At 72.0% G+C, this 23,692-nt stretch carries 21 protein-coding genes; 17 read left to right on the top strand and 4 right to left on the bottom strand.

Features of this window, described 5'->3' with window-relative positions:
* Window positions 1–235 precede the first annotated feature (235 nt).
* Both OG230_RS24425 and OG230_RS24420 read left to right on the top strand, forming a co-directional pair.
* Window positions 236–1,108 (top strand): helix-turn-helix domain-containing protein, encoded by an 873-nt coding sequence (locus tag OG230_RS24425; protein WP_328905862.1) that lies wholly within the window; start codon window positions 236–238, stop codon window positions 1,106–1,108.
* The gene (locus OG230_RS24420) at window positions 1,105–1,308 is read left to right on the top strand and encodes a DUF397 domain-containing protein (protein ID WP_328905861.1); all 204 of its coding nucleotides are present in this window, start codon (window positions 1,105–1,107) and stop codon (window positions 1,306–1,308) included. The genes OG230_RS24425 and OG230_RS24420 overlap by 4 nt, the downstream gene beginning before the upstream one ends.
* A 61-nt stretch (window positions 1,309–1,369) precedes the next feature.
* Here the strand turns inward: OG230_RS24420 and glyA are convergent, their stop codons facing one another.
* The gene (glyA, locus tag OG230_RS24415; RefSeq protein WP_328905860.1) at window positions 1,370–2,644 is read right to left on the bottom strand and encodes a serine hydroxymethyltransferase; all 1,275 of its coding nucleotides are present in this window, start codon (window positions 2,642–2,644) and stop codon (window positions 1,370–1,372) included.
* A 303-nt stretch (window positions 2,645–2,947) separates the two neighbouring features.
* On the opposite strand from glyA, the gene OG230_RS24410 reads away from it, so the two are divergent.
* Window positions 2,948–4,588 carry a hypothetical protein gene (locus OG230_RS24410; protein WP_328905859.1) on the top strand — a complete coding sequence of 547 codons (1,641 nt, stop codon included), beginning with the start codon at window positions 2,948–2,950 and terminating at the stop codon, window positions 4,586–4,588.
* A gap of 104 nt (window positions 4,589–4,692) precedes the next feature.
* On the opposite strand, the gene ku is transcribed toward OG230_RS24410, so the two are convergent.
* Window positions 4,693–5,814 carry a non-homologous end joining protein Ku gene (gene ku, locus OG230_RS24405; protein ID WP_328905858.1) on the bottom strand — a complete coding sequence of 374 codons (1,122 nt, stop codon included), beginning with the start codon at window positions 5,812–5,814 and terminating at the stop codon, window positions 4,693–4,695.
* 61 nt (window positions 5,815–5,875) lie between these two features.
* Here ku and ligD point away from each other — a divergent pair, with 61 nt between their 5' ends.
* The 10 genes from ligD (at window position 5,876) to OG230_RS24355 (ending at window position 16,619) form a co-directional block, all read left to right on the top strand.
* The gene (ligD, locus tag OG230_RS24400) at window positions 5,876–6,772 is read left to right on the top strand and encodes a non-homologous end-joining DNA ligase (protein WP_328905857.1); all 897 of its coding nucleotides are present in this window, start codon (window positions 5,876–5,878) and stop codon (window positions 6,770–6,772) included.
* Window positions 6,773–6,944: 172 nt separating this feature from the next.
* Window positions 6,945–9,068 (top strand): HEAT repeat domain-containing protein, encoded by a 2,124-nt coding sequence (locus OG230_RS24395; protein ID WP_328905856.1) that lies wholly within the window; start codon window positions 6,945–6,947, stop codon window positions 9,066–9,068.
* Window positions 9,065–9,388, top strand: coding sequence for a zinc-ribbon domain-containing protein (locus OG230_RS24390; protein ID WP_328905855.1), 324 nt, complete (start codon window positions 9,065–9,067; stop codon window positions 9,386–9,388). Before OG230_RS24395 ends, OG230_RS24390 begins: the two co-directional genes overlap by 4 nt.
* A gap of 127 nt (window positions 9,389–9,515) precedes the next feature.
* Complete coding sequence (locus tag OG230_RS24385) at window positions 9,516–10,193, top strand: hypothetical protein (protein WP_328905854.1); 678 nt, start codon at window positions 9,516–9,518, stop codon at window positions 10,191–10,193.
* On the top strand, window positions 10,190–11,542 hold the full coding sequence (locus tag OG230_RS24380; RefSeq protein WP_328905853.1) for a HAMP domain-containing sensor histidine kinase: 1,353 nt from the start codon (window positions 10,190–10,192) through the stop codon (window positions 11,540–11,542). Before OG230_RS24385 ends, OG230_RS24380 begins: the two co-directional genes overlap by 4 nt.
* A gap of 105 nt (window positions 11,543–11,647) precedes the next feature.
* Window positions 11,648–12,091: an SH3 domain-containing protein gene (locus OG230_RS24375; RefSeq protein ID WP_328905852.1), complete on the top strand. Its 444-nt coding sequence runs from the start codon at window positions 11,648–11,650 to the stop codon at window positions 12,089–12,091.
* Window positions 12,092–12,192: 101 nt separating this feature from the next.
* Window positions 12,193–13,572, top strand: a complete 1,380-nt coding sequence (locus tag OG230_RS24370) for an FtsW/RodA/SpoVE family cell cycle protein (protein WP_328905851.1) — start codon at window positions 12,193–12,195, stop codon at window positions 13,570–13,572.
* Window positions 13,569–15,026, top strand: coding sequence for a peptidoglycan D,D-transpeptidase FtsI family protein (locus OG230_RS24365; RefSeq protein WP_328905850.1), 1,458 nt, complete (start codon window positions 13,569–13,571; stop codon window positions 15,024–15,026). Before OG230_RS24370 ends, OG230_RS24365 begins: the two co-directional genes overlap by 4 nt.
* Before the next feature lie 19 nt (window positions 15,027–15,045).
* Window positions 15,046–16,167 carry an amidase gene (locus OG230_RS24360; RefSeq protein ID WP_328905849.1) on the top strand — a complete coding sequence of 374 codons (1,122 nt, stop codon included), beginning with the start codon at window positions 15,046–15,048 and terminating at the stop codon, window positions 16,165–16,167.
* On the top strand, window positions 16,110–16,619 hold the full coding sequence (locus tag OG230_RS24355; protein WP_328905848.1) for a DUF3291 domain-containing protein: 510 nt from the start codon (window positions 16,110–16,112) through the stop codon (window positions 16,617–16,619). The genes OG230_RS24360 and OG230_RS24355 overlap by 58 nt, the downstream gene beginning before the upstream one ends.
* Here OG230_RS24355 and OG230_RS24350 read toward each other — a convergent pair whose 3' ends face one another.
* Window positions 16,620–17,459, bottom strand: a complete 840-nt coding sequence (locus tag OG230_RS24350) for a hypothetical protein (protein ID WP_328905847.1) — start codon at window positions 17,457–17,459, stop codon at window positions 16,620–16,622. It lies immediately after the preceding gene.
* A gap of 148 nt (window positions 17,460–17,607) precedes the next feature.
* Window positions 17,608–18,714: a ferritin-like domain-containing protein gene (locus OG230_RS24345; RefSeq protein ID WP_328905846.1), complete on the bottom strand. Its 1,107-nt coding sequence runs from the start codon at window positions 18,712–18,714 to the stop codon at window positions 17,608–17,610.
* Between the two features lie 183 nt (window positions 18,715–18,897).
* Between OG230_RS24345 and OG230_RS24340 the strand changes: the two genes are divergently transcribed.
* From OG230_RS24340 to OG230_RS24325, 4 genes are all read left to right on the top strand, one after another.
* Window positions 18,898–19,833, top strand: coding sequence for an AurF N-oxygenase family protein (locus OG230_RS24340; protein ID WP_328905845.1), 936 nt, complete (start codon window positions 18,898–18,900; stop codon window positions 19,831–19,833).
* 59 nt (window positions 19,834–19,892) lie between these two features.
* Window positions 19,893–20,657, top strand: coding sequence for a TetR/AcrR family transcriptional regulator (locus OG230_RS24335; RefSeq protein ID WP_328905844.1), 765 nt, complete (start codon window positions 19,893–19,895; stop codon window positions 20,655–20,657).
* Window positions 20,658–20,661: 4 nt separating this feature from the next.
* Window positions 20,662–20,937 carry a hypothetical protein gene (locus OG230_RS24330; protein ID WP_328905843.1) on the top strand — a complete coding sequence of 92 codons (276 nt, stop codon included), beginning with the start codon at window positions 20,662–20,664 and terminating at the stop codon, window positions 20,935–20,937.
* A 109-nt stretch (window positions 20,938–21,046) separates the two neighbouring features.
* A complete protein-coding gene (locus OG230_RS24325) occupies window positions 21,047–23,647 on the top strand; it encodes an outer membrane protein assembly factor BamB family protein (protein WP_328905842.1) in 2,601 nt (866 codons plus the stop codon).
* Window positions 23,648–23,692: the final 45 nt, after the last annotated feature.

Below are 23,692 nucleotides of genomic sequence, written 5' to 3'. Positions count from 1 at the left end.
CGAGCCAGCCTGAAGCTGGCTTCGCGAAAGTCGGAGTGCTCTGTCATGACGCTCCCTGATGGTCGGCGAATTCGCAGCAAGTACCCGTCCATCGACCCCGGTTGGGGCCGATCGACTCTCACAGACTGCCCGCGCACTTCGTACTCGCGCAACGTTGAATGGTTCTCTGATGCTCAATTCACCCGTTCGTGCATCCTGGGCACAGAAGCAGGTCCAGGCTGATAGGGAGTGACGTATGTCATCCGTAAAGCCATCCACCGTCCTGGGGCGCCAACTCGGCGATGAGCTGCGCCGATTCCGCGAGAGCGCAGGTCTGTCCACAGCCGAAGCGGCCGAAGTCCTCGACTGCACCAAGGGCAAGATCAGCCGCATCGAGAACGGCCACGTCCCAGTCCGTACTCCGGATCTGGTCGCACTCATACACGCGTACGACGTGACAGATCAGGAGGCCCGCGACCGACTCGCATCGCTTGCGCGCACGGCAAACCGCCGGCGGCGCGAGGGCTGGTGGCACCAGTACGGCTCGGTACTCGGTGACGCGTATCGCGACTACATCGAGATGGAGACGATCTGCGACAGCATCAAAACGTTCCAGGTGCAGCTGGTCCCGGGGCTCCTGCAGACACCGGAGTACGTAAGGGCCGTAACCGTCGCTTCCCGTGCGTGGCAGACGGCGGAGGAGATCGACCAGTTCGTACAGGTGCGACTCGCGCGACAGGAGCGCTTGTCCGGCGATGATCCCCCGGAGCTCTGGGCCGTACTTGCGGAAGGAGTTCTCCACCAGCAGGTCGGTGAGCAGAGCGTCATGCACGGCCAGTTGGAACACCTGGCCAACATGGCTGAGCTGCCCAACATCACCGTCCAGGTACTGCCGTTCTCCCGTGGCGCACACCCAGGTATGTTCGGTCCATACCTGCTGCTGAGCTTTCCGCGTGTGTCAGCGCTCGATCTCGTCCTGACTGAGACTCCGACCGGCAACATCTGGATGGAACGGGAGTCCGAAGTTGCGCGATACCGCGATCTCTTCGACGACGCTCGCACCTCGGCGTTGCCACCGACGGAATCACTCGGCCTGATCCGACGTATCGCCAAGGAGCACAGACCATGACCCAACACCGCCGCACCCTGCCGGACCTCGCCGGAACCGAATGGCGTGTAAGCAGCTTCAGCGGAGGACAGGGAGAGTGCGTCGAAGTGGGTCACAACCTCCCCCACCTCGTCCCCGTACGCGACAGCAAGCGCCCTGCCGGACCCGTCATCGGATTCGGGCGCGAGGCGTGGCAGGCGTTCGTCGGCGAGTTGGGCTGAGCCTGCGCACAGGGGGCGGCCGGCCCGGGGCGCACGCACTCCCGGGCCGTCGTCCAGAGGGTCAGCCCACCGGCAGGCCCGGCGCCGGGTAGGCGTCCATCAGGGTCTTCACCTCGGCGCGGACCTTCGTGATCGTGGCCTCGTCGCCCGTGCGGGCCGCGTCGACCACGAGGTCGATCCAGCGTGCGACGGCGCCCATCTCCGAGGCGGGGATGCCGCGCGAGGTCAGGGCGGGGGTGCCGATGCGGATGCCGGACGGGTCGAAGGGCTTACGGGTGTCGTACGGGACGGTGTTGTAGTTCACCACGATGCCCGCGCGGTCGAGGGCCTTGGCCGCGATCTTGCCGGGGACTTCCTTCGCGGTGAGATCGATCAGCAGGAGGTGGTTGTCCGTTCCTCCTGAGACCAGGTCGAAGCCGAGGGCGGCCAACTCCTCGCCCAGGGCACGGGCGTTGGCGACCACCTGGTGGGCGTAGCCGCTGAAGTCGGCGCCGGCCGCTTCCTTCAGGGCGACCGCGATGGCCGCCGTGGTCTGGTTGTGCGGGCCGCCCTGGAGGCCGGGGAAGACGGCGCGGTCGAGGGCGCGGGCGTGCTCCGCCCTGGAGAGCAGCATCGCGCCGCGGGGACCGCGCAGGGTCTTGTGGGTGGTGGTGGAGACCACGTCCGCGTACGGGGCCGGAGAGGGGTGCGCGCCGCCGGCGATCAGACCGGCGATGTGGGCGACGTCGGCGACGAGAACGGCTCCGGTCTCGCGGGCGATCTCGGCGAAACCGGCGAAGTCGATCACCCGGGGTACGGCGGTGCCGCCGCAGAAGATCACCTTGGGGCGCTCGGCGAGCGCCAGGTCGCGTACCTCGTCGAGGTCGATGCGGCCCGTGTCGCGACGTACGCCGTACTGCACTCCGCGGAACCAGGAGCCGGTGGCGGAGACCCCCCAGCCGTGGGTCAGGTGGCCGCCCATCGGGAGGGACATGCCGAGAACGGTGTCGCCGGGCTTCAGGAACGCCATGTAGACGGCGAGGTTGGCCGGTGAGCCGGAGTACGGCTGCACGTTGGCGTGGTCCATGCGGAAGAGGGCCTTGGCCCGTTCGACGGCGAGCGTCTCCACCTGGTCGATGTTCTGCTGGCCCTCGTAGTAGCGCTTGCCCGCGTAGCCCTCGGAGTACTTGTTCTGGAGCACCGTGCCGGATGCCTCCAGCACCGCGGCCGAGACGTAGTTCTCGCTGGGGATCAGGCGCAGGGTGTCCGCCTGGAGCTGCTCCTCGGCGCTCACCAGGGCGGCGATCTCCGGATCTGCGGAAGCCAGGGCGGGGTGGCGGGTGTCGGGTGCGGTCATGGGGTCCTCCCGGGTCGGTCGCATTGCTGCGGCATGGACCCGGATGCCCAGGCGGACGGCTTCCGGCGGTGACGCTCCCGGGCGGGCCCGGGGTGTGCCGCTCCCTCGTGGTCGTTTCCACACAGGACCCCTGCCGGGGTACGCGCCAGTCGCGGCCCTGCGCACTTTACCGGCCGGAGAAGACGGCAGCACGGACATCCATCCCGTGGATCGCCGCCACGAAGTGTCGGAACGGAGCATGGACCATGACGAAAGCGGGCAGTTCAGTGAAGACCTGGTCAAGCTCGGCGGTTGGGGGACCGTATGGCAGCGGGGGACCATCAGCGCTTCGGGCCGGAGCCGGAATCATGGCAGTCGCCGGGCGGGCCACCGGCGCCTCCGGCGGAGCCCCCTGCGGTCGGGCCGCCGCCACCGGGTGCGGCGCTGCGGTCCGTCGCCGTCGCCTTGCTCAACCTCACAGGGCTGGGGCTGGGTTATGCCCTGATGCGGCGCTGGTCCAGGGCGGCCCTCTGCTGGGCGGCGACCGGGGCGCTGCTGCTGGCCGCCCTCCCGGCCGAAGCCGACGGGGTGCCTGCGGGGGTGGTCGTCAGTTTCCTCGTCGTGCTGGTTCTCGCTGCCGCCGACGGTGCGTGGACCGCCCGGCGCTCGGCCGTGGGCGGCTCGTGGCGGCCTCTGGTGGCGGCGGTGCTGGGTGTGGTGCTCCTGGGGATCCCGGTGGGTGGCGTGGCGGCCTACGGCTCCGAGCAGGACGCGGCCGTCGAGCAGATGCTGCTGGACCGGCTGGAGAAGGGCGACCGGGCCGTCGCCGCCGCGTCCGGGCGGCCGTTCGCCAACGGCCGGCTGGAGTACCGGACGGCGCTCGACGTCTACCGTGAGCTCGGCGTGGAGCATGCCGGTTCGCGGGCGGGGAAGCTGGTGCCGTCACGGCTCAAGGCGTACTACGAGGCGGTCTCGGCGCCGTACCGGGCCAAGGACCACTGCGAGGCCGTCGAGCCGCTGACCCATCTGCGCACCGTGCCCGACTCGGTCGACGCGAAACTGCTGGGCACCCTGGCCGGGTGGCCGGACGGCCCGCTCGCCGAATCGCTGTACGCGTGCGGTGTGTCCAAGCTCGGCGACGGCAGTGACGCGAGCGCCGAGTCGGACGGCGGGGAGCTGGGTGAACTCCTGCGCACGCTGCCCGCTTCCGCACAGGCCGGGAAGGTCGGTCCGGCCGTCATCGGGAAGATGGACGAGCAGACCGAGGCGGTGCGCGGGGACGAACCGTGCGCGGCCACCGAGGTGCTGCGGCGTATCGGCGCCACGGTGGCGGCGATGCCCGACAAGGCCGTGTCCGTGCTGAGCGCGAGGGCCGACGACGGCGTCGAGGACGGTGTCTACGCCTGCGGCGTGGACGAGTTCAAGGAGAAGAAGTTCCCCGAGGCACGGAAGACGCTGACCGGTTTCGCCGACACGTACGAGAAGGACGGGCGCCGACAGCACGCCCGGGACATCGCCATCGCGGCGGAGATAGCCGAGGACCGGCCGTCGGCGGGCAAGCGGCTGCCGCCCAGGAAGAAGCCGGGCGGGCCCCGGATGGAGTTCGTGATCAGCAATGACGCGCCGAACGCGGTCGAGATCCTCTACACCGGCCCGGTCTCCGGCACCGTCGAGCTGAAGGGGTGCGGCAGTTGCGAGCGGTACAGCCCGTCGAGCGGCCCGGATCTCGCCTGCCGGGCGAGCGGCCGGACGTACCCGAAGGTCCGGCTCCAACTCCCCGCGGGGGACTACCACTTCCTGTACAAGCACGGGACGGGCGCGTCCGCGGACGTGGACAGCTACGCGTCGGGGGCGAGCGTCCAGCCCGGGTACACGTACACGAGTTGCACGTACGTCACCACCGAGCGCGATCCGTTCGGAGGTCTCGACCTGCCGGACCCGGTCGGTCCGGCGTCGGCCGGCTGACCGGGCCGTTCACACCGACCGGCGGTCCGTCCGGCACCCGACACCGCGGCACGGGCCGGCCGGCTGGCCCCAGGGGGCGACGCCGTCGGCGTCCGAGCGCGCTCTCAGGCCGAGGCGCGCTTCCTCGGGGTGGCCTTCTTCGCCGTGCCGCCGCCCGACGAGGACTTCTTCGCCGTGGACGACTTCGATCCGGAGGCCGTCTTGCGGGCGGTGGTCTTCTTCGCGGCCGACTTCCGGGGCGCCGCCGTGGACTTCTTCGTGCCGGACGCCTTGGGAGTGGACTTCTTCGCCGCACCCTGGCCGGAGCGTGTCACCGTCTTGCCCGTCGGGGTCCTGTGCGTCGTCTTCTGCGAGGCCTTCTGCGCCGTCTTGCGGGACTTGATCGGGTGGACGTCGGCGACCTGCTCGTCCTCCTCGGCCTCCGTCTCCTCGCCCTTCGTCTCCTCGCCGCGGGACTTCTTCGCCTCGCGGACACTGTTCTCCAGCGCCGCGATCAGGTCGATCACCTTGCCGCCGCCGGCCTCCCCGGACGCCGGTGCCTCGATCGTCTCGCCGGACGCCTTCGCGGCGATGAGCTCCTCCACGGCCTCGCGGTAGTCGTCGTGGAGCGTGTCCATGTCGACCTCGCCGAGGGTGTCCATCAGGGCGTCCGCCAGGTCGAGTTCGGCGTCGCGGACCGTGATGTCGGCCTCCGGGGCGACCCCCTCGGGGGCGCGGATCTCGTCGGGCCACAGCAGGCCGTGCATCGCGATGACGTCGTCGACCACACGCAGCATGCCGAGCCGTTCACGGCCGCGCAGGGCGTACTTCGCGACGGCGACCTTCTGGCTGCGCTTGAGGGCCTCGCGCAGCAGGGTGTACGGCTTGGCCGCCGGGACCCCGTTGGCGGAGAGGTAGTACGCCGCGTCCATCTGGAGCGGGTCGATCTCCGAGGCCGGGACGAAGGCGACGATCTCGATCGTCTTGGCCGTCGGCAGCGGGAGGGCCGCCAGGTCCTCGTCGGTGATCGGGATCATCGAGCCGTCGACGTCCTCGTACGCCTTGCCGATGTCCGAGGCCGTCACCTCCTGCTCGTCGAGTTCGCACACCTTGCGGTATCTGATCCGGCCACCGTCGGCCAGATGGATCTGCCGGAAGGAGATGGAGTGGCTCTCGGTCGCGTTGACCAGCTTGATCGGAATGCTGACCAGCCCGAAGGAGATGGCACCGTTCCATATGGACCTCACCGTTCACCCCTTTTGTGTCCATAAAAAATGTCTGGGCCTGTTTTCGTGTGATTCTTATCGTATGACGCCGATCACGGAGGTGGAGGGGCGGCGGCTGGCGCTCAGCAATCTCGACAAGGTGCTGTATCCGGCCACCGGAACCACCAAGGGCGAGGTGCTGCACTACTACGCGGCCACGGCGGCGGCGCCTCTGCTCGCGCATCTGGACGACCGGCCCGTGTCCTTCCTTCGCTATCCGGACGGGCCCGACGGGCAGCGCTTCTTCACCAAGAACCCGCCGCCGGGTACGCCCGACTGGGTGCGGACCGCCGAGGTCCGGCGCCACGAGGGAGAGAGCTCGCGCCAGGTCCTCGTACAGGACCTGGCCTCGCTGGTGTGGGCGGCCAACCTGGTGGTGGAGTTCCACACCACGCAGTGGCGGACCGCGACTCCCGGCATCGCCGACCGGCTGGTCCTCGATCTGGACCCCGGGGCGCCCGCGAGCATCGTGGAGTGCTGCACGGTGGGGCTCTGGCTGCGCGAACGGCTCGCCGCGGACTCGCTGACCGCCTACGGCAAGACGTCCGGGTCCAAGGGGCTCCATCTCCTCGTCCCCCTGGAGCCCACCCCCGCCGACCGGGTGTCGGCCTACGCCAAGGGGCTGGCCGTGGAGGCGGAGAAGGCGCTGCCCGGACTGGTCGTACACCGCATGACCCGGTCGCTGCGCCCGGGAAAGGTCTTCGTCGACTTCAGCCAGAACGCCGCCGCGAAGACGACGGCCACTCCGTACACCCTGCGGGCCACGGCCGAGCCGGCCGTGTCCGCGCCCGTCACCTGGGACGAGATCGAGCGGTGCGGGACACCGGCAGACCTGGTCTTCCTGGCGGGCGACATGGCCGCGCGGCTGGAACGGTACGGGGACCTGCTCGGCCCGCTGTTCGACACCGCCCTGGCCCGGCCGCTGCCGGACCCGGCCTGAGCCGTTTCCCCACGGCTCTGATACACCCCGGTTCCGTTCCTGTGACTGTCCCAGGAAAGGCCACAAGTGGAGGGTGGATTGACGGGGGCGTGGTGCACACTCTGCCCAGGCGCTGCTTCGGGATCGCGGTGTCTGCCGTCGGGTGCAGGGGCGTTCGCGGGGAGGGGATGGCGTGTTCGCGGGGATCGACGAGGTCGAGTGGGCTTCGATGGAGCATGCCTACGGGCCGGCCGACGACGTGCCGGAGCTGCTGCGCGGCCTCGCCTCCGCCGACCCGGCGGAGCGTGAGAGCGCCCTCGACGGCATGTACGGGGCCGTCCATCACCAGGGCGACGTGTACGGGTGCACGCTCGCCTGCATTCCTTTCCTCTTCGAGTTGGTGGTGGACCCCGGGACACAGGACCGGGGCTGCATCGTCGAGCTGCTGACCAGCATCGGCGGCATCGATCTGGACGAGGACGACGAGGACGAGATCGACGAGGACGAGATCGAGGGTGCCGCGAACTACGCGATGGCGGCAGCGGCCGTCACCGCGGGAGCCGAGGTCTTCTTCGAGCTGGTCGCCGACGAGGACCCGGGGGTTCGTCTCGCCGCCCCGCTGGCCCTCGCCACCCTGCACAGCCATCCGGTGCGGGTCCTCGCCCTGCTGCGGGAACGGCTGGCGGTCGAGCCCGACGACGAGGTACGGATGGCGCTGGTCGAGGCCGCCGGACGCGTCGCGCTGCGCCACCGGCCGCTCGCCGGCCGGGCCGCGGAGTGGCTGAGCGGGCTGTCCTCGCAGGAGTACGGGCCGGGGCTGCGGCTCGCGGCGCTCGCCCAGCTCGCGCGCTGCTCGCCCGACTCGCTGCCGCCCGATGTCGTGGCGGTCGTCGCCGGGCTCATGCGGGAGCTGCGGTCCGTGCCGCCGGCTCCGGAGCCGGTGGTGGAGACCGCACCGCCACCCCCGGGCGGCGATCCGGCACCGCACACCGGCGTCCCGACGCTGGTGGGGCAGTTGCGGGCGCTGTCCGCCGAGGAGTCGGCGGGGCGCAGCGCGCCCTGGTCGGCCGACCTGCTGCGGACGCTGCACGTCGGCCTGGACGACCGGGTCGACGAGCGTACGGCGCTGCTGACCGACCAGTTGCGCAGTCCGGACCGGTGGCAGCGCGTCGATGCCGTGCGGATGAGCAGTGGGCTGATCCGGGCCTGGCGCGGCTCGTACGAGGAGCTGGTCCGGCTGATCGGCACCCAGCTCTCCGATCCCGAACCGCGGCTGGCCGATGCCGCCTCGCACGTACTGGAGGAGCTGTTCGGCCTCGCCGCCCCCGCGGCCGACGCGCTCGCCGAGCGGATGGCGGCGGACCCCGGGGCCTGGGTGAAGCAGTGGGCGAGCGGTCCGCCGGGGCTCGGTTCCACCGTGAAGGCGCTGGCCCGGCTGGGCGACGCCCGGGTGGTGCCGGCGCTCGCGGCGGCCCTGGACCGGCCGGAGGTCCCGCACGACGTGGGCTTCGCGATCGGGCACCTCGGTGCGGCGGCGGCCCCGCTCGCCGGGGTGCTGCGGCGCAGGCTCGGCGAGGTCGGCCTCGACGAGGGGGCGTACGACCGGGCGAGTCCGCTGCTCGGCGGGCTGACCGCGCTGCGGGCGGGCGAGGCCGCGCCGGAGGTGCTGCGGGTGCTGAGGGGCGCGCCGGAGTACCGCGGCGAGTGGCTGCGCACGGCGGCACTGCGGGCGCTCGGCTCGTTCGGGCCGGCGGCCCAATGTGCGGTCCCGGACCTGCGGGCACTGCTCCGGCGCCCGGGAACCGCCGCGGCGACGGAGGCGGCGGAGACGCTGTGGGCGGTCGACGGGGACGCCGACACCGTGCTGCCGGTCCTGATGGAGGGGCTGTGGGCGGACCAGGTGCACGACCGGCGGGCGGCGGCGAGCGCGCTCGGCCGGCTGGGCGAGCGGGCCGCGGTGGCGGCGCCGAAGCTGCGGGTGCTGCTGCGCCACGAGGAGCTGTGGCTGCGCGTGGACGCCGCGATCGCCCTCTGGGAGGTGACCGGCCGGGCCGGTGACGTGGTCCCCGTACTCCTTGCGGCGTGGGAGAAGAACCGTCACGTCAGAGTCCGGGTCGCGGAATGCCTGGCGCGGATGGGGGCTGCTGGTGCAGGGTCGGAAGCAGCACATGTGCTGAGCGCCGAGCTCGTCTCCGTACGCCGTCACAACGCGATGGACGGCGGGTACGGCAGCCACGACACATATGAGGACGAACAGCTGCTGGCACTGTGCCGGCGGACGCTGCTGGGGAACACGGGGAAGGGAACCACACCATGATCATTTTCGGCACGAAGGGGTATCTGTACCAGCTGGCCATCCTGACGATGGTCTGCGGCTGGTGCGGCAACCCCGCCGCGCACACGCTGCGCAAGAGGGTCACGAAGTTCACGCTGTTCTTCGTGCCGCTCTTCCCGTTCTCCACGAAGTACGCGACGCAGTGCACGTTCTGCGGCGGCGAGCAGCAGATCCCGAAGGAGCAGGCCGAGCAGCTGCTCGCGCAGCACGCCGCGGGCCAGGACGGCAACCCGTACGGCCAGGCGCAGCAGCAGCCGGGGTACGCGCCTCCCGGGTCCGGCCAGAACCCGTACCAGCGCTGATCCGACGCCGCCCCCTCACCCCGTACGGTCACGAACCGGGCACAGCGGACTTTCTTCCGCTTATGGTCGGTGAGGCGGATCCCTCCCGGGTCCGCGCACACCGGACCGCGGAGAGAAGAGGCACAGCGTGCGCCCGTACCGCGCCCTGACGACGGCCTCCGCCGTCGCCGCCGGGGCCGCGCTCCTGACGGGCTGCGACACCGGCGGCGGTATCGAGAGCGCGGGGCGGACCCCGGCCGCGGTCGGCCCCGCCCGGCTGTGGCCGCAGCTGCCCCCGGCCTCCGCCGCTCCGTACGACTACGGGGAGGGCGAGACCGCCCGCATCCCCGGCATCGAGGTCCCGGGCGGTGATGTGCGCCGGCTGGACCCGGTGGCGGTGGTGCAGGCCGGACTCAAGGCCCGCACCGACCGGTCCAGCGGCACCGGCGAGCTCCCCGCGCAGACGGTCCGCCGCATCGAGGAGTGCCGCACCAGGCCCGGCGCCTGCCCCGTACTGGAGCCGTACTTCCGCGATCTGACCGGCGACGGCAAGGACGAGATGGTCCTCGCCGTCCGGATGCCGGGCCGCCAGCTCTCCGTGCGCGTCTACACCCACGACAAGGGCGGGCTGACCCGGATCATGTCCACGTCCGACGCGGTGATCAGCGTGGAGCTCGCGGGCCGCGATCTGGTCGTACGCGCCCCTTCGGCGATCACCGGGTACGAGTACCGCACGTCCTGGTCCTGGGACGAGCGGCAGCACGCGATGCTGCCCACCCTGGACGAGATCCTCCGCAGACCGCCCACGGCGACGGCGCGGCCATGAGGCGGCGCAGGTTCCGCACACCCGCCTGGACGGCCACCCTCACCTGGAAGTCCGCGGTCTTCCTCACCGTCATGTGCTGCACGCTCGCCGCACTGCTCGGCGTCCTCGTCCACACCGCCGTGAGCCGCCAGGTCATCGGCCAGGCCCGCGAGAAGGCGCTGTCCCGGCTGGACGAGGTGACCCGCGCGTACGAGGCGGGCGAGGCGCTCCCGCCCGGCTCCGGGATCGACCCGCCGGGCCTGCCCGCCCCCTTGCGCACGCTCGCGGCCGACGGCGAGCGGGGCACACTCGTCGCCGACGACGGCGGCCACCCGGCGATGTGGGCGGCGGCCCCGGCCGAACGCGGCACGCTCGCGACCCGGATCGACCACAGCCAGAGCGCGCGCACCCTCCGCGGCCTCGACCGCGCGATCGTCGGCTCCTCCCTGCTGGCGATCGGCGCGACGCTCCTGGTGGGCGCGTTCGCCGTCACCCGGGTCACCCGGCGCCTCCACCAGACCGCGCGGGTGGCGCGTCGGATCAGCGCGGGCGATCTCGACGCCCGGGTCGCGGATCCCCGCGCCGCCGGCCCCGCGCGCACCCGGGACGAGGTGGCGATCGTCGCCGGCGCACTGGACACCATGGCGTCCACCCTCCAGCGCAAGCTGCAGACCGAGCAGCGGTTCACCGCCGATGTGGCGCACGAGCTGCGCACCCCGCTGACGGGCCTGTCGGCCGCCGCCGAGCTGCTGCCGCCCGGACGCCCCTCCGAGCTGGTGCGGGACCGCGTCCGGACGATGCGGGCCCTGACGGAGGACCTGCTGGAGATCTCCCGGCTCGACGCCCGTACCGAACACGTCGACCTCGCCGTGCACGATCTGGCGCCCGTCGTCGAGCGGGTGGTGCGGGCGTCCGGCACGGAGACCGGGATCCGGCAGGCGGGCGAGGCGCTCGCGCGGGTGGAGACCGACCGGCGCCGCCTGGAGCGCGTTCTCGGGAACCTGGTCGCCAACGCGCACCGGCACGGACGGCCGCCGGTGGTCCTGACGATCGACGGCCCGGTGGTGACCGTCAGGGATCACGGCGACGGCTTCCCGGAGTATCTGGTGACCGGCGGACCGCAGCGCTTCCGCACGGAGGGCGGCGGCAAGGGCCATGGCCTCGGACTCACCATCGCCGTCGGGCAGTCGGAGGTCATCGGCGCCTCGCTGGTCTTCCGCAACCCTCCGGACGGCGGGGCGGAGGCACGGCTCACTCTGCCGGAGTACGTGGTGCTCGACGACGGACCGGAGGGCGGCGGGGAGTCCCGGTCAGCCACAGCGCCGCCGGCCGCCCCGGAGAGGGACGAACCTGACGGAAGTGACGGATAGCGACGCTTTGCAGTCTCTACGTAGCGAACCTAGGGTGAAAAAGGCGAGGCGAAGGCCGTGTCCCCACGGCCCCCTCACCCCCCACTTCTTCCCTTTGGAGGCAGCATGTCCGCTCACTCCCGCCGTACGGGAATCCGCCGCATTGGTCTCTGCATCGCCACCGGAACCCTCGCGGCCCTGACCGTGGCCTCTCCCGCCCTCGCCGCGGGCCCGGCCGCACCGCCGGCCGCGCACACGGAGGCCGGCACTCCCGCCGCCGGGGAGCGCGACACCCCCGAAGCGGCCGAGGCCGCCGCCACGAAGGCTGCCCGCGGCGACTACCTCGGCCGCGTCACCGCCGTGTCCGGGCTGCTGCTGCGCGACCGCCCCACCCGGAGCAGCCGGATCGTCGGCCAGGTCCCGTACGGCGCAGTGGTCCACATCTTCTGCAAGACCACCGGCGACAACGTCGACGGCAACAACCGCTGGTACCTCCTCACCAACGGCACCTGGGCCTGGGGTTCGGCCCGTTACATCGCGAACATCGGTACGGCCCCGCGCTGGTGCTGACCGTCCGGCACCGTCGAGCGCGTCTGTCCCGTTCCGTCCCCCGGGACAGGCGCGCTATGACATAAGGGAAATAAGTCCCACCTCTTGCTACGTTGCGTGGCATGACCGCAACGAGGGCGGACGCTCCCCCGCCCGAGCTACGCCTGCCCAAGCGGCGCGGGGTCGAGCTCTGCCTCCTCGTCGGGGCCGTCCTCATCTCCGTCTACGGCTACGCCGACGTCGGACTCGCCAGGAACGGCGCCGTGCCGCCCGATGTCGCCGGCTACGGCGCGGGGCTCGGCCTGCTCGCCCTCGTCGCCCATCTCGCCGTCCGCTTCCGCGCCCCGTACGCCGATCCGCTGCTGCTCCCGATCGCGGTCCTGCTCAACGGTCTCGGTCTGGTGCTGATCTACCGGCTCGACCTGGAGACCCCCAAGGACCAGGCCGCACCCACCCAGCTGATCTGGTCCACGCTCGGCGTCGCGTTCTTCATCGCCGTCGTCGTCTTCCTCCGCGACCACCGGGTGCTCCAGCGGTACGCGTACCTCTCGGTCGCCGCGGCACTGGTGCTGATGATCGTGCCGATCTTCTTCCCCGCGGTGAACGGCGCCAAGATCTGGATCCGGGTCGGCGGATTCTCCTTCCAGCCCGGCGAATTCGCCAAGATCCTCCTCGCGATCTTCTTCGCCGCGTACCTCGCCGCCAACCGCAACGCCCTCGCCTACACCGGCCGCAAGCTGTGGAAGCTCCAGCTCCCGACCGGGCGGGTCCTCGGGCCGATCGTGGCGATCTGGCTGCTCAGCGTCGGCGTCCTGGTCCTCGAACGCGACCTGGGCACCTCGCTGCTCTTCTTCGGACTGTTCGTGATCATGCTGTACGTGGCGACGGGACGGACCGGCTGGATCGCCGTCGGCATGGTGCTCGCGGCCGTCGGGGCCTTCGTCGTCGGCTCGTTCGAACCCCATGTGCACAGCCGGGTGGAGGACTGGCTCGACCCGTTCGCCTCCATCGACGCGGGGCAGGGACCGAGCCAGCTGGCCCAGTCGCTGTTCGCGTTCGCCGCGGGAGGGATGCTCGGCGCCGGACTCGGCCTCGGCCACTCCATCCTCATCGGCTTCGCCGCCAAGTCGGACTTCATCCTCGCGACGGCGGGCGAGGAACTCGGCCTGTCCGGACTGACCGCCGTCTTCCTCCTGTACGCGCTGCTGGTGGCCCGGGGGTACCGCGCGGGCCTCGCCCTGCGCGACCCCTTCGGGCGCCTGCTCGCGATCGGCCTCGCCTCGATCCTCGCCCTCCAGGTCTTCGTCATCGCGGGCGGGGTGATGGGGCTGATCCCCCTGACGGGGATGGCCATGCCCTTCCTGGCACAGGGCGGTTCGTCCGTCGTCACCAACTGGATCATCGTGGCGCTGCTGATCCGGGTCAGCGACGTGGCCCGCACCCCGCACCCCGATCACGCGGAGACAGGAGTCGTCGCGCCGGTCCTGGAGGACGAACAGTGATCCGCTACATCCGGCGGGCCGCCGCCTTCTGTCTGCTGCTGCTCGTGGCTTTGTTGGTGAACGCCGCCCGCATCCAGATCTTCCAGGCCGACGAACTGGACGACAATCCCGCCAACCGCCGCTCCACGATCGCCCGTTACGACCAGCCGCGCGGGAACATCCTGGTCGGCGAGGAGTCCGTCACCGGCTCCGAGGACACCGGCGAGCAACTGGCGTACGAGCGCACCTACAAGCACGGCCCGCTGTACGCGCCGGTGACCGGGTACGCCTCGCAGACCTACGGCACCACCCTCGTCGAGAACGCCGAGGACGACATCCTGTCCGGCACCGACTCGCTGCTCGCGCCGCTCCCCCTGTGGAACGAGATCACCCGGAGCCGGCAGCCCGGCGGGAACGTCGTCACCACCGTGAAGGACTCGGTGCAGCGCGCCGCGTACGAGGGGCTCGGCGGGCGGCGTGGCGCGGTGGCCGCCCTCGATCCGTCCACCGGCAAGATCCTGGCCCTGGTCTCGTCCCCCTCGTACGACCCCGAGCGGCTCTCCGGCACGGGGTCGGCCGTCACCGACGCCTGGGCCCGGCTCACCTCGTCGAAGAGCCAGCCGATGCTCAACCGGGCCATCCGCCAGACCTATCCCCCGGGCTCCACCTTCAAGATCGTGACAGCCGCCGCGGCGCTGGACTCCGGTGTGGTGACCGACCCGGACGCGGCGACGGACACGCCCTCGCCCTACGTGCTGCCCGGCACCTCGACCGTCCTGCCCAACGAGGCGAGCGGCTGCGGCAAGGCGTCGCTGTCCGAGGCGATCCGGGTCTCCTGCAACACCGTGATGGCGCACCTGGGGGTGGAGGTCGGACTCGACGGGATGCTGGAGGCGGTGGCCAAGTTCGGCTTCAACGACAGCGGGCTGAGGATCCCCTCGGGCGTGGCGAAGAGCAACTTCGACACGGAGATGAGCGACGACCAGCTGGCCCTGTCCTCGATCGGGCAGTTCGACACCACGGCGACCCCGCTGCAGATGGCGATGGTCGCCTCGGCGGTGGCGAACGGCGGCGACCTCATGTACCCGTACCTGGTGGACCGGACGACCACCGACGACGGCAACACGGTCCAGCAGCGGGGCTCGCGCTCGTACCACCAGGCGATGAACCCCACGACGGCCATGCGGCTGCAACGGATGATGGTCGACGTGGTGGAGAGCGGTACGGGGACGAATGCCGCGATCGACGGGGTGACCGTGGGCGGCAAGACCGGCACCGCCCAGCACGGGATCGACAACTCCGGTACGCCGTACGCCTGGTTCATCTCCTGGGCCCAGGAGAAGAACTCGGGCCGGCCGGCCGTCGCGGTCGCCGTGGTCGTCGAGGACGCCTCCGCGAACCGGGCCGACATCAGCGGTGGCGGCAGCGCGGCCCCGATCGCCCGGGCGGTCATGCAGGCTGCGCTCGACGACTGAGGTCGGCGACACTGGTGCGATGGACGGAGCATCGGCGGTGGCGGCTGCCCTGGACCGGATCGACCGGCTCGACCCGGGGCTCGGCGCGTTCGTCGAGGTGTGGCGCGAGGAGGCGCTCGCCCGCGTCCCCGGTGCCGCGCGACTCCCGCTGGCCGGGCTGCCGTTCGCGGTGAAGGGGCGCTCCGGCATCCGTGCCTTCGCGGCCCGCCGGCTGATCGCGGCCGGCGCGGTCCCCGTCGGGTCCACCTCGGTACCGGGCCCCGGCACCGTCTGGCAGACCTGGGGGCAGGGCGCGCACGGCCGTACGGTCAACCCCTGGCGGGCGGACCGGACCCCCGGCGGCTCCTCGGCGGGCGCGGCCGTGGCCGTCGCGACGGGCATGGTGGAGCTGGCGACGGGGAGCGACGGGGCGGGTTCCGTGCGCATCCCGGCGGCGTGGTGCGGGGTGTTCGGGCTGAAGACGACGAACGGGCTGCTCCCCTCGCCTGACCGCTCGGGACTCGCGGCGGCCGGAGTCCTGGCCAGGTCGGCGGCGCGGGCGGAGACGTATCTGCGTCACGTCCTGGACGGGTACGAGCCGTGGGTGCCCCGGCTGCCGGTGCCCGCCGTTTACAGCGAGGACCTCGGGTACGCCCGGGTGGACCCGGAGGTGGCGGCGGTGGTCCGGGGAGCGGTGGAACGGCTGGCCGCCGCCGGCGTCGTACGGCTGGGTCCGGGCGGCTGCGACCTGCTCGACCCGGCGGGTGCGTGGCAGGAGATACGCGGCGGGTCGCCGTCCGCGTCCGCTACGGCGCTGCGCGCGGAGAACGACCGCAGGCTCGACGCCTTCTTCGCCCGTACGCCACTGCTGCTCACCCCGGCCACCCCCAACCGGCCCCATGGGCACGAGGGGCCGGGCGAGGTCTATTCGACGGCGTCGACCTGGGCGTTCAACCTCAGCGGGCATCCGGCGGCCAGTGTGCCCGCCGGGTTCACCCGGGACGGCTGCCCGGTCGGTCTGCAACTGGTGGCCGGGCGCGGGGCCGATGTCTCGCTGCTCGGAATGGCCCGCACGGCCGAGGAGGCGTTGCCTACTGTGCCGACATGGACTCCACAGACGCACCCCAGACGGAAAGAGCCGGCCACGAACTGGCCCAAGTGAACATATCCCGGCTGAAGTTACCGCTTGACTCCCCGGAGCTCAAGGACTTCGTCGACGGCCTCGACCCGGTGAACGCGGTGGCGGAGGCGGCCGACGGCTACGTGTGGCGCCTCCAGGCCGACTCCGGCAACGCCACGGACGTCGCCGTCTTCGGGGATGCCTGGCTGATCGTGAACATGTCCGTCTGGCGGGACGCGGACGCGCTGACCACGTTCATGTACGCGGGCCGGCACCGCGAGCTGATGGCCCGGCGCCGCGAGTGGTTCGCGAAGGTGGAGGAGTCGATGACCGCCCTGTGGTGGGTACCGGCGGGTGACCGCCCCACGGTGGAGGATGCCGAGAAGCGCCTGCTCCACCTGCGCGAACACGGCCCCACCGAGTGGGCGTTCACGCTGCGGACACGCTTCCCGGCACCGGACGCGGCCGAGGCCGCCGAGGCCACCGCGACCTGATCAGCCGATCGGCTTGCGGATCTCGTCGCGGACCTTGGCCGTCTCCTCGGCGACCTTCGCCAGGTCGATGGACTTGGCGTCCTTCACCACGGTCTCCGGCCTGACCACGGCGACCATGGCGGCCGTGTTGGCGTCGCCCCAGGCGCACATGGGGATGTTGCTCGTCATGCCGCCCTCCTTCGACTGCACGACCTGGCACTCGATCGTGACGTCGAAGCCCGCCGGCTCGAACTCCTTGGGGGGCACCACGACCTTGGCGCCGTCCGACTCCGCCGCCCCCTCCATGATCTTGCCGCGCATGAAGGACGGGGCGGCGAGCCGCCCGTGCATGCCGGACAGCACGAGGGCGCTGGTCGTGTCCGCGGTGTACTGCGCGACGACGGCCTTCCCGTCCCTGATGCTGGGGTCGGGGGTGTTCTCGATCTTCTGACCCTCGGTGTCGGACATGTCCTGGGCGAGGGTGAACTCCTCGTCCAGCAGCTTCTTGGGCACCACGAGCTCGTACTCGGCCTTGGGGAACGCGGCGTCCGTCCCCTCGCCGACCAGCATGGCGACACCGAAGGCGATACCGCCCGCGACCACCAGCGAACCGGCCACGATGCCGATGATCAGCCCCGTGCGCTTCTTGCGCGGCGGCGGCTGCGGCATCCAGCCCTGCTGCGCCCCGGGCTGTCCGGGTATGCCCGGCTGCCCCCACGCACCCTGCTGGCCCTGCGGCGGCTGCGGGTAGCCGTAGGGCTGCTGGGGCGGGCCGGGGGGCGGAGCCTGGTGCCCGTACGGGTTCTGCGGAGGCTGAGGAGGCCCGTACGGGCCCTGGGGCGGCTGAGGCGGCATGGTCATGCGCTCACGGTACGTCACCGCGGCGAACGTACTTTCGACGATGCCCAGATCGGTATCAGGTCGAGAGAATGGCGGCCCGCGTCACGCGTCCCCGACCGGGCGCTCCGGGCCCGTGCCGCCGCCCCCGGGGGCCCGCCCACCCGTCCGCCTACCGGTCCGCGCCCTCCGCGATCGCGTCCGCCACCTCCGCCACCCGTGCCTGCTCCTCCGCCGCGAAGCGGTCGCGGTCCAGCTGTTCGGCGATCTCCTCGTCCTGGGCCATCAGCAGGTCCAGGCTGGAGTCCCCGAGTTCGAGCACGCCCATGTCGACGTACGCCTTCTGGAGCCGTTCGCCCCACAGGCCGATGTCCTTGACGCACGGGACGATCCGGCTGAACAGGAGCTTGCGGAACAGCTGGAGGTACTCCGAGTGCTCGGAGAGGTCCTTGGCCTCCTGCTTGCCGATGCCGAAGTTCTCCAGCACCTCGACGCCGCTCAGCCGGTCGCGCATCAGGTAGCAGCCCTCGATGACGAACTCCTCGCGCTCCCGCAGTTCGGCGTCGGTCAGCTGCTTGTAGTAGTCGCGCAGCGCCATCCGCCCGAAGGCGACGTGGCGGGCCTCGTCCTGCATGACGTAGGCGAGGATCTGCTTGGGCAGCGGCTTGGTCGTCGTGTCGCGGATCATGCCGAACGCGGCCAGGGCCAGCCCCTCGATGAGCACCTGCATGCCGAGGTAGGGCATGTCCCAGCGGGAGTCGCGCAGGGTGTCGCCCAACAGGCCCTGGAGGTTGTCGTTGATCGGGTAGAGCATCCCGACCTTCTCGTGCAGGAACCGGGCGTAGATCTCCGCGTGGCGGGCCTCGTCCATGGTCTGGGTCGCGGAGTAGAACTTCGCGTCCAGGTCGGGGACGGACTCGACGATGCGGGCCGCGCAGACCATCGCGCCCTGCTCACCGTGCAGGAACTGGCTGAACTGCCAGGAGGTGTAGTGCTTGCGCAGCTCGGCGCGGTCGCGCTCGGTCATCTTCGCCCAGTGCGGGGTGCCGTAGAGCGTGAGCGCCTCGTCGGGGGTGCCGAGCGGGTCGGCCGGGTCGACCTCCAGGCTCCAGTCGATGCGCTTGTTGCCGTCCCACTGCTTGTCCTTGCCCTTCTGGTAGAGGGCGAGCAGACGCTCCCGGCCGTCGTCGTAGTCCCAGCTGAACCGGGCGGCTCCGGAGGCGGGAACCTGCCAGGTCGGCTCGTCGGGCGCGGTGGTGTAGAGGTCATGTGTCGACACGGACGGCTCCTTCGCCTTGCACGGGTCGCGTCGCCGAGTTCCTTTGCCCTGGCGTCAGTTGGCAGGTTCACACGGTGGTAGACGCCGGGTCAACAAGTCGTGCGCAAGGGATTGACGGGCTTGCTGACAGGCAGTCTCATAAGAGGTGACCGCTGGTAACCCACGTGTGAGGTGCCCTCAGCCATGCCGACAGCGACCGAACGCGACGTGCAGTTGCTCCGTGACGCACTCGGGCCCCTGCGGGACCGCGAGCAGATCGCCGAGCGCCTTCTCGAATCCTCGGCCAAGCACTCCTTCGACCCGGACACCGAGCTCGACTGGGACGCGGGGGTCGAGGAGGGCAAGTGGTTCTGGCCGCCCGAGCTGATCTCCCTCTACGACACCCCGCTCTGGCGGAGGATGTCGGAGGAACAGCGGATGGACCTGGCCCGGCACGAGGCGGCCTCGCTCGCCTCGCTCGGCATCTGGTTCGAGATCATCCTGATCCAGCTGCTCGTGCGCCACATCTACGACAAGCCGGTGACCAGCAACCACGTCCGCTACGCCCTCACCGAGATCGCGGACGAGTGCCGGCACTCGCTGATGTTCGGCCGCATGATCACCTGGGGCGGCGCCCCCAACTACCCCGTACCGCGGCACTATCACAACCTCGCGCGGATCCTGAAGACCGTCTCCACCACGCCCGGCTCCTTCGCCGCGGCCCTGCTCGGCGAGGAGATCCTCGACTGGATGCAGCGGCTGACCTTCCCGGACGAGCGCGTACAGACCCTGGTGCGCGGCGTGACCCGCATCCACGTGGTGGAGGAGGCACGGCACGTCCGGTACGCCCGCGAGGAGCTGCGCCGCCAGATGGTCACCGCACCGCGCTGGGAGCGCGAACTGACCCGGGTGAGCTGCGGGGAGGCGGCCCGCGTCTTCTCCGTCTGCTTCGTCAACCCGCAGGTGTACGAGCGCGTCGGCCTGGACCGCCGGGAGGCCGTCGCCCAGGTGAAGGCGAGCGGCCACCGTGCCGAGGTCATGCAGTCGGGCGCCAAGCGGCTGACGGACTTCTTCGACGACATCGGCGTGCTGAACGGCGTCGGACGCAGGCTGTGGAAGAGCTCCGGCCTGCTGGCCTGAGCGCGTTCCCGGCGTCCGGGAACGGCGTCGCCGGAACGGCACCCCATAGGCTTCCCGGTATGACCTCCGCCGCTGAAGCCCCGACGACCCCCGCATACCGAAGGCTCGGGGTGGAGGTGCGGCGCGCGCAGATCATCGGCGCCGCCCTCGGCCTCTTCGCGCACCGGGCCCCCGACGAGGTCTCGCTCGACGAGGTGGCGGCGGTCGCCGGGGTCTCACGGCCGCTCGTCTACCGGTACTTCCCCGGGGGCCGCCAGCAGCTGTACGAGGCGGCACTCGGCTCGGCCGCCGCCGAACTGACCCTGTGCTTCACGGAGCCCGCCGTCGGACCGCCCACCGAGCGCCTCTCACGGGTCCTGGACCGGTATCTGGCCTTCGTGGACGAGCACGACGCCGGCTTCAGCGCCCTGCTCCAGGGCGGCAGCGTCGCCGAGACCTCCCGTACGACCGCGATCGTCGACGGGGTCCGCCGGGCGGCGGCCGAACAGATCCTGCTGCATCTCGGCAGGGGCAGCGGCCAGGGGCAGGCGGCGGGACCGCGGCTGCGAATGATGGTGCGCACCTGGATCGCCGCCGTCGAGGCGGCGTCCCTGATCTGGCTGGACGAGGAGAAGCAGCCCCCGGCCGCCGGTCTGCGCGGCTGGCTCGTCGACCATCTCATCGCGCTGCTCGCGGCGACCGCGGCGACGGACGCCGAGACGGCGGCCGTGGTGGCGGACCTGCTGCCGCTGGAGACCGCCGGAGGACCGGCCGGACGGCTGGCGCATCTGGTGCTCCCGGTGGTCACCGGTGCGGCCCACCTGCTCCCCGCTGCGTCAGACTGATCCGGTGAGAAGCGAGAACACCCTCTTCAGAGGCGGCCCCCTGGACGGCCGGGTCCTGCCCGTCCTGACCGGCGCGACCGGCCATCCCCCCAAGTGGTACGAGGTCCCGGTACCGGACGCCGCGGGCGGGCCGCCCACCGTGTACGCGTACCAGCGGGTCCCGGCCGGTCACACCAAGCGGCTGGCTCTGCCGCGCGGCTGGGTGTACGAGTACGCCCCCGGCGGCCGGGAGCGCCGGACGCCCAAGTGGCCCTGGACGAAGCCCGGCAGCGGGCACTGAGTCGCGGGGCCGGCCGGCGCCGGCCGGGGTGTCCGGGCCGGGCGACGGAGGCCGGACCCTCTAAGATCGACGCTCTGGTGCCGAGGCACGGTAACAAGGGGGGTGCGCCATGGAGGCGCTGCGTCAGGACGATCCACGTCACTTCGGCCCGTACACCGTGCTGGCGCGCTTCCGTGAGACAGCGAGCGCCGTGCAGTACGTGGTCAGGGACCCGGACACCGGCGAACTGGCCGTGGTCGGCGCGGCCCGGCCCGCCCTCGCCGCGGTGCCGGCCTTCCGGCGCCGCTTCCAGGCGGAGGCACGTACGGCGGAGCGGCTGGCCGGCGGATGGGTGCAGGCCCCCCTCGCCGCCCCGGACGCCGGTGACCTGTGGACGGTGTGGCCGTACGTACCCGCGCTGACGCTCGCTCAGGCGATCGACCTCGCAGGACCGCTCCCCGAGCGTGCCGTGCGGATACTGGGCGCGGGTGTCGCAGAGACCCTCTCCCGGGTGCACGCCACCGGGGCCGTCCTCCAGGGACTGGCCCCCGGGACGGTGCTGCTGGCCGCGGACGGCCCCCGGCTGACCGCGTTCGGACCGCTGGGCGCCGCGGCGGCGGCCGAGGCGAAGCCGGGCGGACAGCTCTCCGTACGGCTCGGCTATCTCACCCCGGAACAGATCGGGGGCGAGGAGGCCGGCCCGGCGTCCGACCTCTTCGTCCTGGGACTGCTGCTCGCGTACGCGGCGACCGGCACGACCCCGCTCGCGGACGGCCCGGCCGACGAGGCCGCCGAGCGGATCGCCCACGGCGACGCGGAACTGGACTCCGTACCGGACGAGTTGCGTGATCTGATCGCCCGTTGCCTGAGCAAGGACCCCTCCGAACGCCCCTCCGCGGGCTCGGTGGCGGCCGATCTGGCCCTGGAGGGGGCGGCGGCCCTGGCCAAGGGCGACTGGCTCCCCGCACCGCTGGCGGCGGCGGTGGCCGAGCAGGAGACCTGGGCCCACGCGCTGAAGGAGCCGTCCGAGGAACCGCAGGACGCGGTGGCCCGCGCGGCCGTCGCGGCGCCGGTCACCTCCCCGGACGCACCGGCCGCGGACACACCGGCACAGGCTCCGGTACCGGCACAGGCGCCGGCCGACACCGGCGGGTCCGCCGTCGAGGACAGCAGGACCACCCGCTTCAAGGCCATCGCGGACCGGCCGCCGCACATCGACCGGCCGACCACGCAACTGGCCGTCCCCCGCGAGCAGGCCGCGCTCCCGCCCGCCCCGGTTCCGCACCCCTATCCGCAGCCGGGCGCTCCGCAGGCTGCCGCACCCTTCACCGCCCCGCAGGCACCCCTCCCCCTGCCCGCCCAGGCCCCCGCACCGGCCCCGGCCCCGGCCACCCCTTCCGCCGCTACCGACCGACGGGCCCTGCTCACCGTCGCCGCCGCCGGGGTCGCCGGCCTCCTCGTCGGCGGGGGCGCCGTGTTCGCCCTCGGTTCCGACGACTCCGCACCCCCCGCCGACGACAAGCCGGCGCCCGCGCCGCGCCCCACCGTCCCGGGACTGCCTCCCGAGCCCCGGTGGATGTACACCCACCCGGCCTCCGAGCCCGCCCCCCTGGCCTCCGGGATCTGGGAGGGCAAGCTGCTCGTGCTGAGCGGCGAGAACGCGGCGACGGCCGTCAGCCTGCGTACCGGCCGCAAGGTCTGGCAGCAGACGGAGGCCGCCGGCGGGCAGGAGGTTCTGGCCGCGGGCACGAACCTCTGCTTCGTCGCGGGCCCGGCCGAGTTCCTGTGGCTCTCGCCCAAGGACGGGAAGATCGCGCACCGGGTGGCGTACGCGACCGGGTTCACCGGCACCCCGGGGCTCAAGGTCTCCGCCCTCACCGGGCAGTCCGGCCCCGTCGTCTGGTTCACCGGCTCCCACACCGTCACCGTGAAGGCCAAGAAGCCGAAGAAGGGCAAGAAGCCCGGCAAGGACACCCAGGTCGTCCGGGCGTACCTCTTCGCGTACGACATCGTGCAGCGCAAGGAACTCTGGCGCGCCGCCGTGCCCGCCGGGCGCTCCCCCGGCACTCCGTCCTACCGGCTCACCGCCGTACGGGCCGCCGACCTGGTCGTACGCCAGGACGCCGCGACGCTCACTCCCGCCGAGGTCAGGGCAGCCAAGGGCAAGGGCTCGTTCCGCTGCTTCGACCGGAAGACCGGAAAGCTGCTGTGGACGCGGCAGTTCGGCACGGTCGCGCCGGACGGAGCCGCGGCGGGCGACGAGGAGGGGAAGCTGTACGGGGCCGTCGGCGACGATCTCCAGGCGTTCGAGACGGCCACCGGCAAACCGCTGTGGCGGCTGAACGGCACCGAGGCGTCCGTCTTCGGCACGCCGCTCGCGGCCGGGGACCTGCTCCACGTCACCAACCGGAACCAGGAGGTCGGCGTCGTCGAGCGGGAGACCGGACGGCTGCGCTGGCGTCGCCCGACCGAGGTGCCGCTCGGTGGCAACGCACCCGCCCTCACCCTCAGCGGCAGCGGAAAGACGCTGCTCGCGGCCGACGCCACCCAGGTCACCGCGTTCGCGGCGGCCGACGGACGGCGGCTGTGGAAGTTCCAGGACATCGGCGTACAGGATCCGACGAAGGACCCGAAGGGGGCCACGGCCCTCGCCCCGTACCGGGTCCGCGCCTCGGGCGGCACGGTGGTCGTGCAGCGCGGCAGGGCGTTCTACGCCTTCCCGGTGGCCTGACCGGCCCCGCCGACCGCCCGGCCGACCGCCCCGCCGGTGCCCGCC

The organism is Streptomyces sp. NBC_00234 (assembly GCF_036195325.1).
Lineage (GTDB): Bacteria > Actinomycetota > Actinomycetes > Streptomycetales > Streptomycetaceae > Streptomyces.
Note: the sequence above shows the minus strand (reverse complement) of the source record. Positions and strands in the feature narration are given on the sequence as shown.

What these genes read in the sequence shown, in the direction of transcription:
- OG230_RS24335 (WP_328905844.1), top strand. Translation starts at nt 19,893, where the DNA reads ATGACCTCCGCCGCTGAAGCCCCGACGACCCCCGCATACCGAAGGCTC.
- OG230_RS24370 (WP_328905851.1), top strand. Translation starts at nt 12,193, where the DNA reads ATGACCGCAACGAGGGCGGACGCTCCCCCGCCCGAGCTACGCCTGCCC.
- OG230_RS24380 (WP_328905853.1), top strand. Translation starts at nt 10,190, where the DNA reads ATGAGGCGGCGCAGGTTCCGCACACCCGCCTGGACGGCCACCCTCACC.
- OG230_RS24340 (WP_328905845.1), top strand. Translation starts at nt 18,898, where the DNA reads ATGCCGACAGCGACCGAACGCGACGTGCAGTTGCTCCGTGACGCACTC.
- OG230_RS24375 (WP_328905852.1), top strand. Translation starts at nt 11,648, where the DNA reads ATGTCCGCTCACTCCCGCCGTACGGGAATCCGCCGCATTGGTCTCTGC.
- OG230_RS24410 (WP_328905859.1), top strand. Translation starts at nt 2,948, where the DNA reads ATGGCAGCGGGGGACCATCAGCGCTTCGGGCCGGAGCCGGAATCATGG.
- OG230_RS24420 (WP_328905861.1), top strand. Translation starts at nt 1,105, where the DNA reads ATGACCCAACACCGCCGCACCCTGCCGGACCTCGCCGGAACCGAATGG.
- OG230_RS24325 (WP_328905842.1), top strand. Translation starts at nt 21,047, where the DNA reads ATGGAGGCGCTGCGTCAGGACGATCCACGTCACTTCGGCCCGTACACC.
- glyA (WP_328905860.1), bottom strand. Translation starts at nt 2,644, where the DNA reads ATGACCGCACCCGACACCCGCCACCCCGCCCTGGCTTCCGCAGATCCG.
- ligD (WP_328905857.1), top strand. Translation starts at nt 5,876, where the DNA reads ATGACGCCGATCACGGAGGTGGAGGGGCGGCGGCTGGCGCTCAGCAAT.
- OG230_RS24360 (WP_328905849.1), top strand. Translation starts at nt 15,046, where the DNA reads ATGGACGGAGCATCGGCGGTGGCGGCTGCCCTGGACCGGATCGACCGG.
- OG230_RS24350 (WP_328905847.1), bottom strand. Translation starts at nt 17,459, where the DNA reads ATGACCATGCCGCCTCAGCCGCCCCAGGGCCCGTACGGGCCTCCTCAG.
- OG230_RS24390 (WP_328905855.1), top strand. Translation starts at nt 9,065, where the DNA reads ATGATCATTTTCGGCACGAAGGGGTATCTGTACCAGCTGGCCATCCTG.
- OG230_RS24355 (WP_328905848.1), top strand. Translation starts at nt 16,110, where the DNA reads ATGGACTCCACAGACGCACCCCAGACGGAAAGAGCCGGCCACGAACTG.
- OG230_RS24425 (WP_328905862.1), top strand. Translation starts at nt 236, where the DNA reads ATGTCATCCGTAAAGCCATCCACCGTCCTGGGGCGCCAACTCGGCGAT.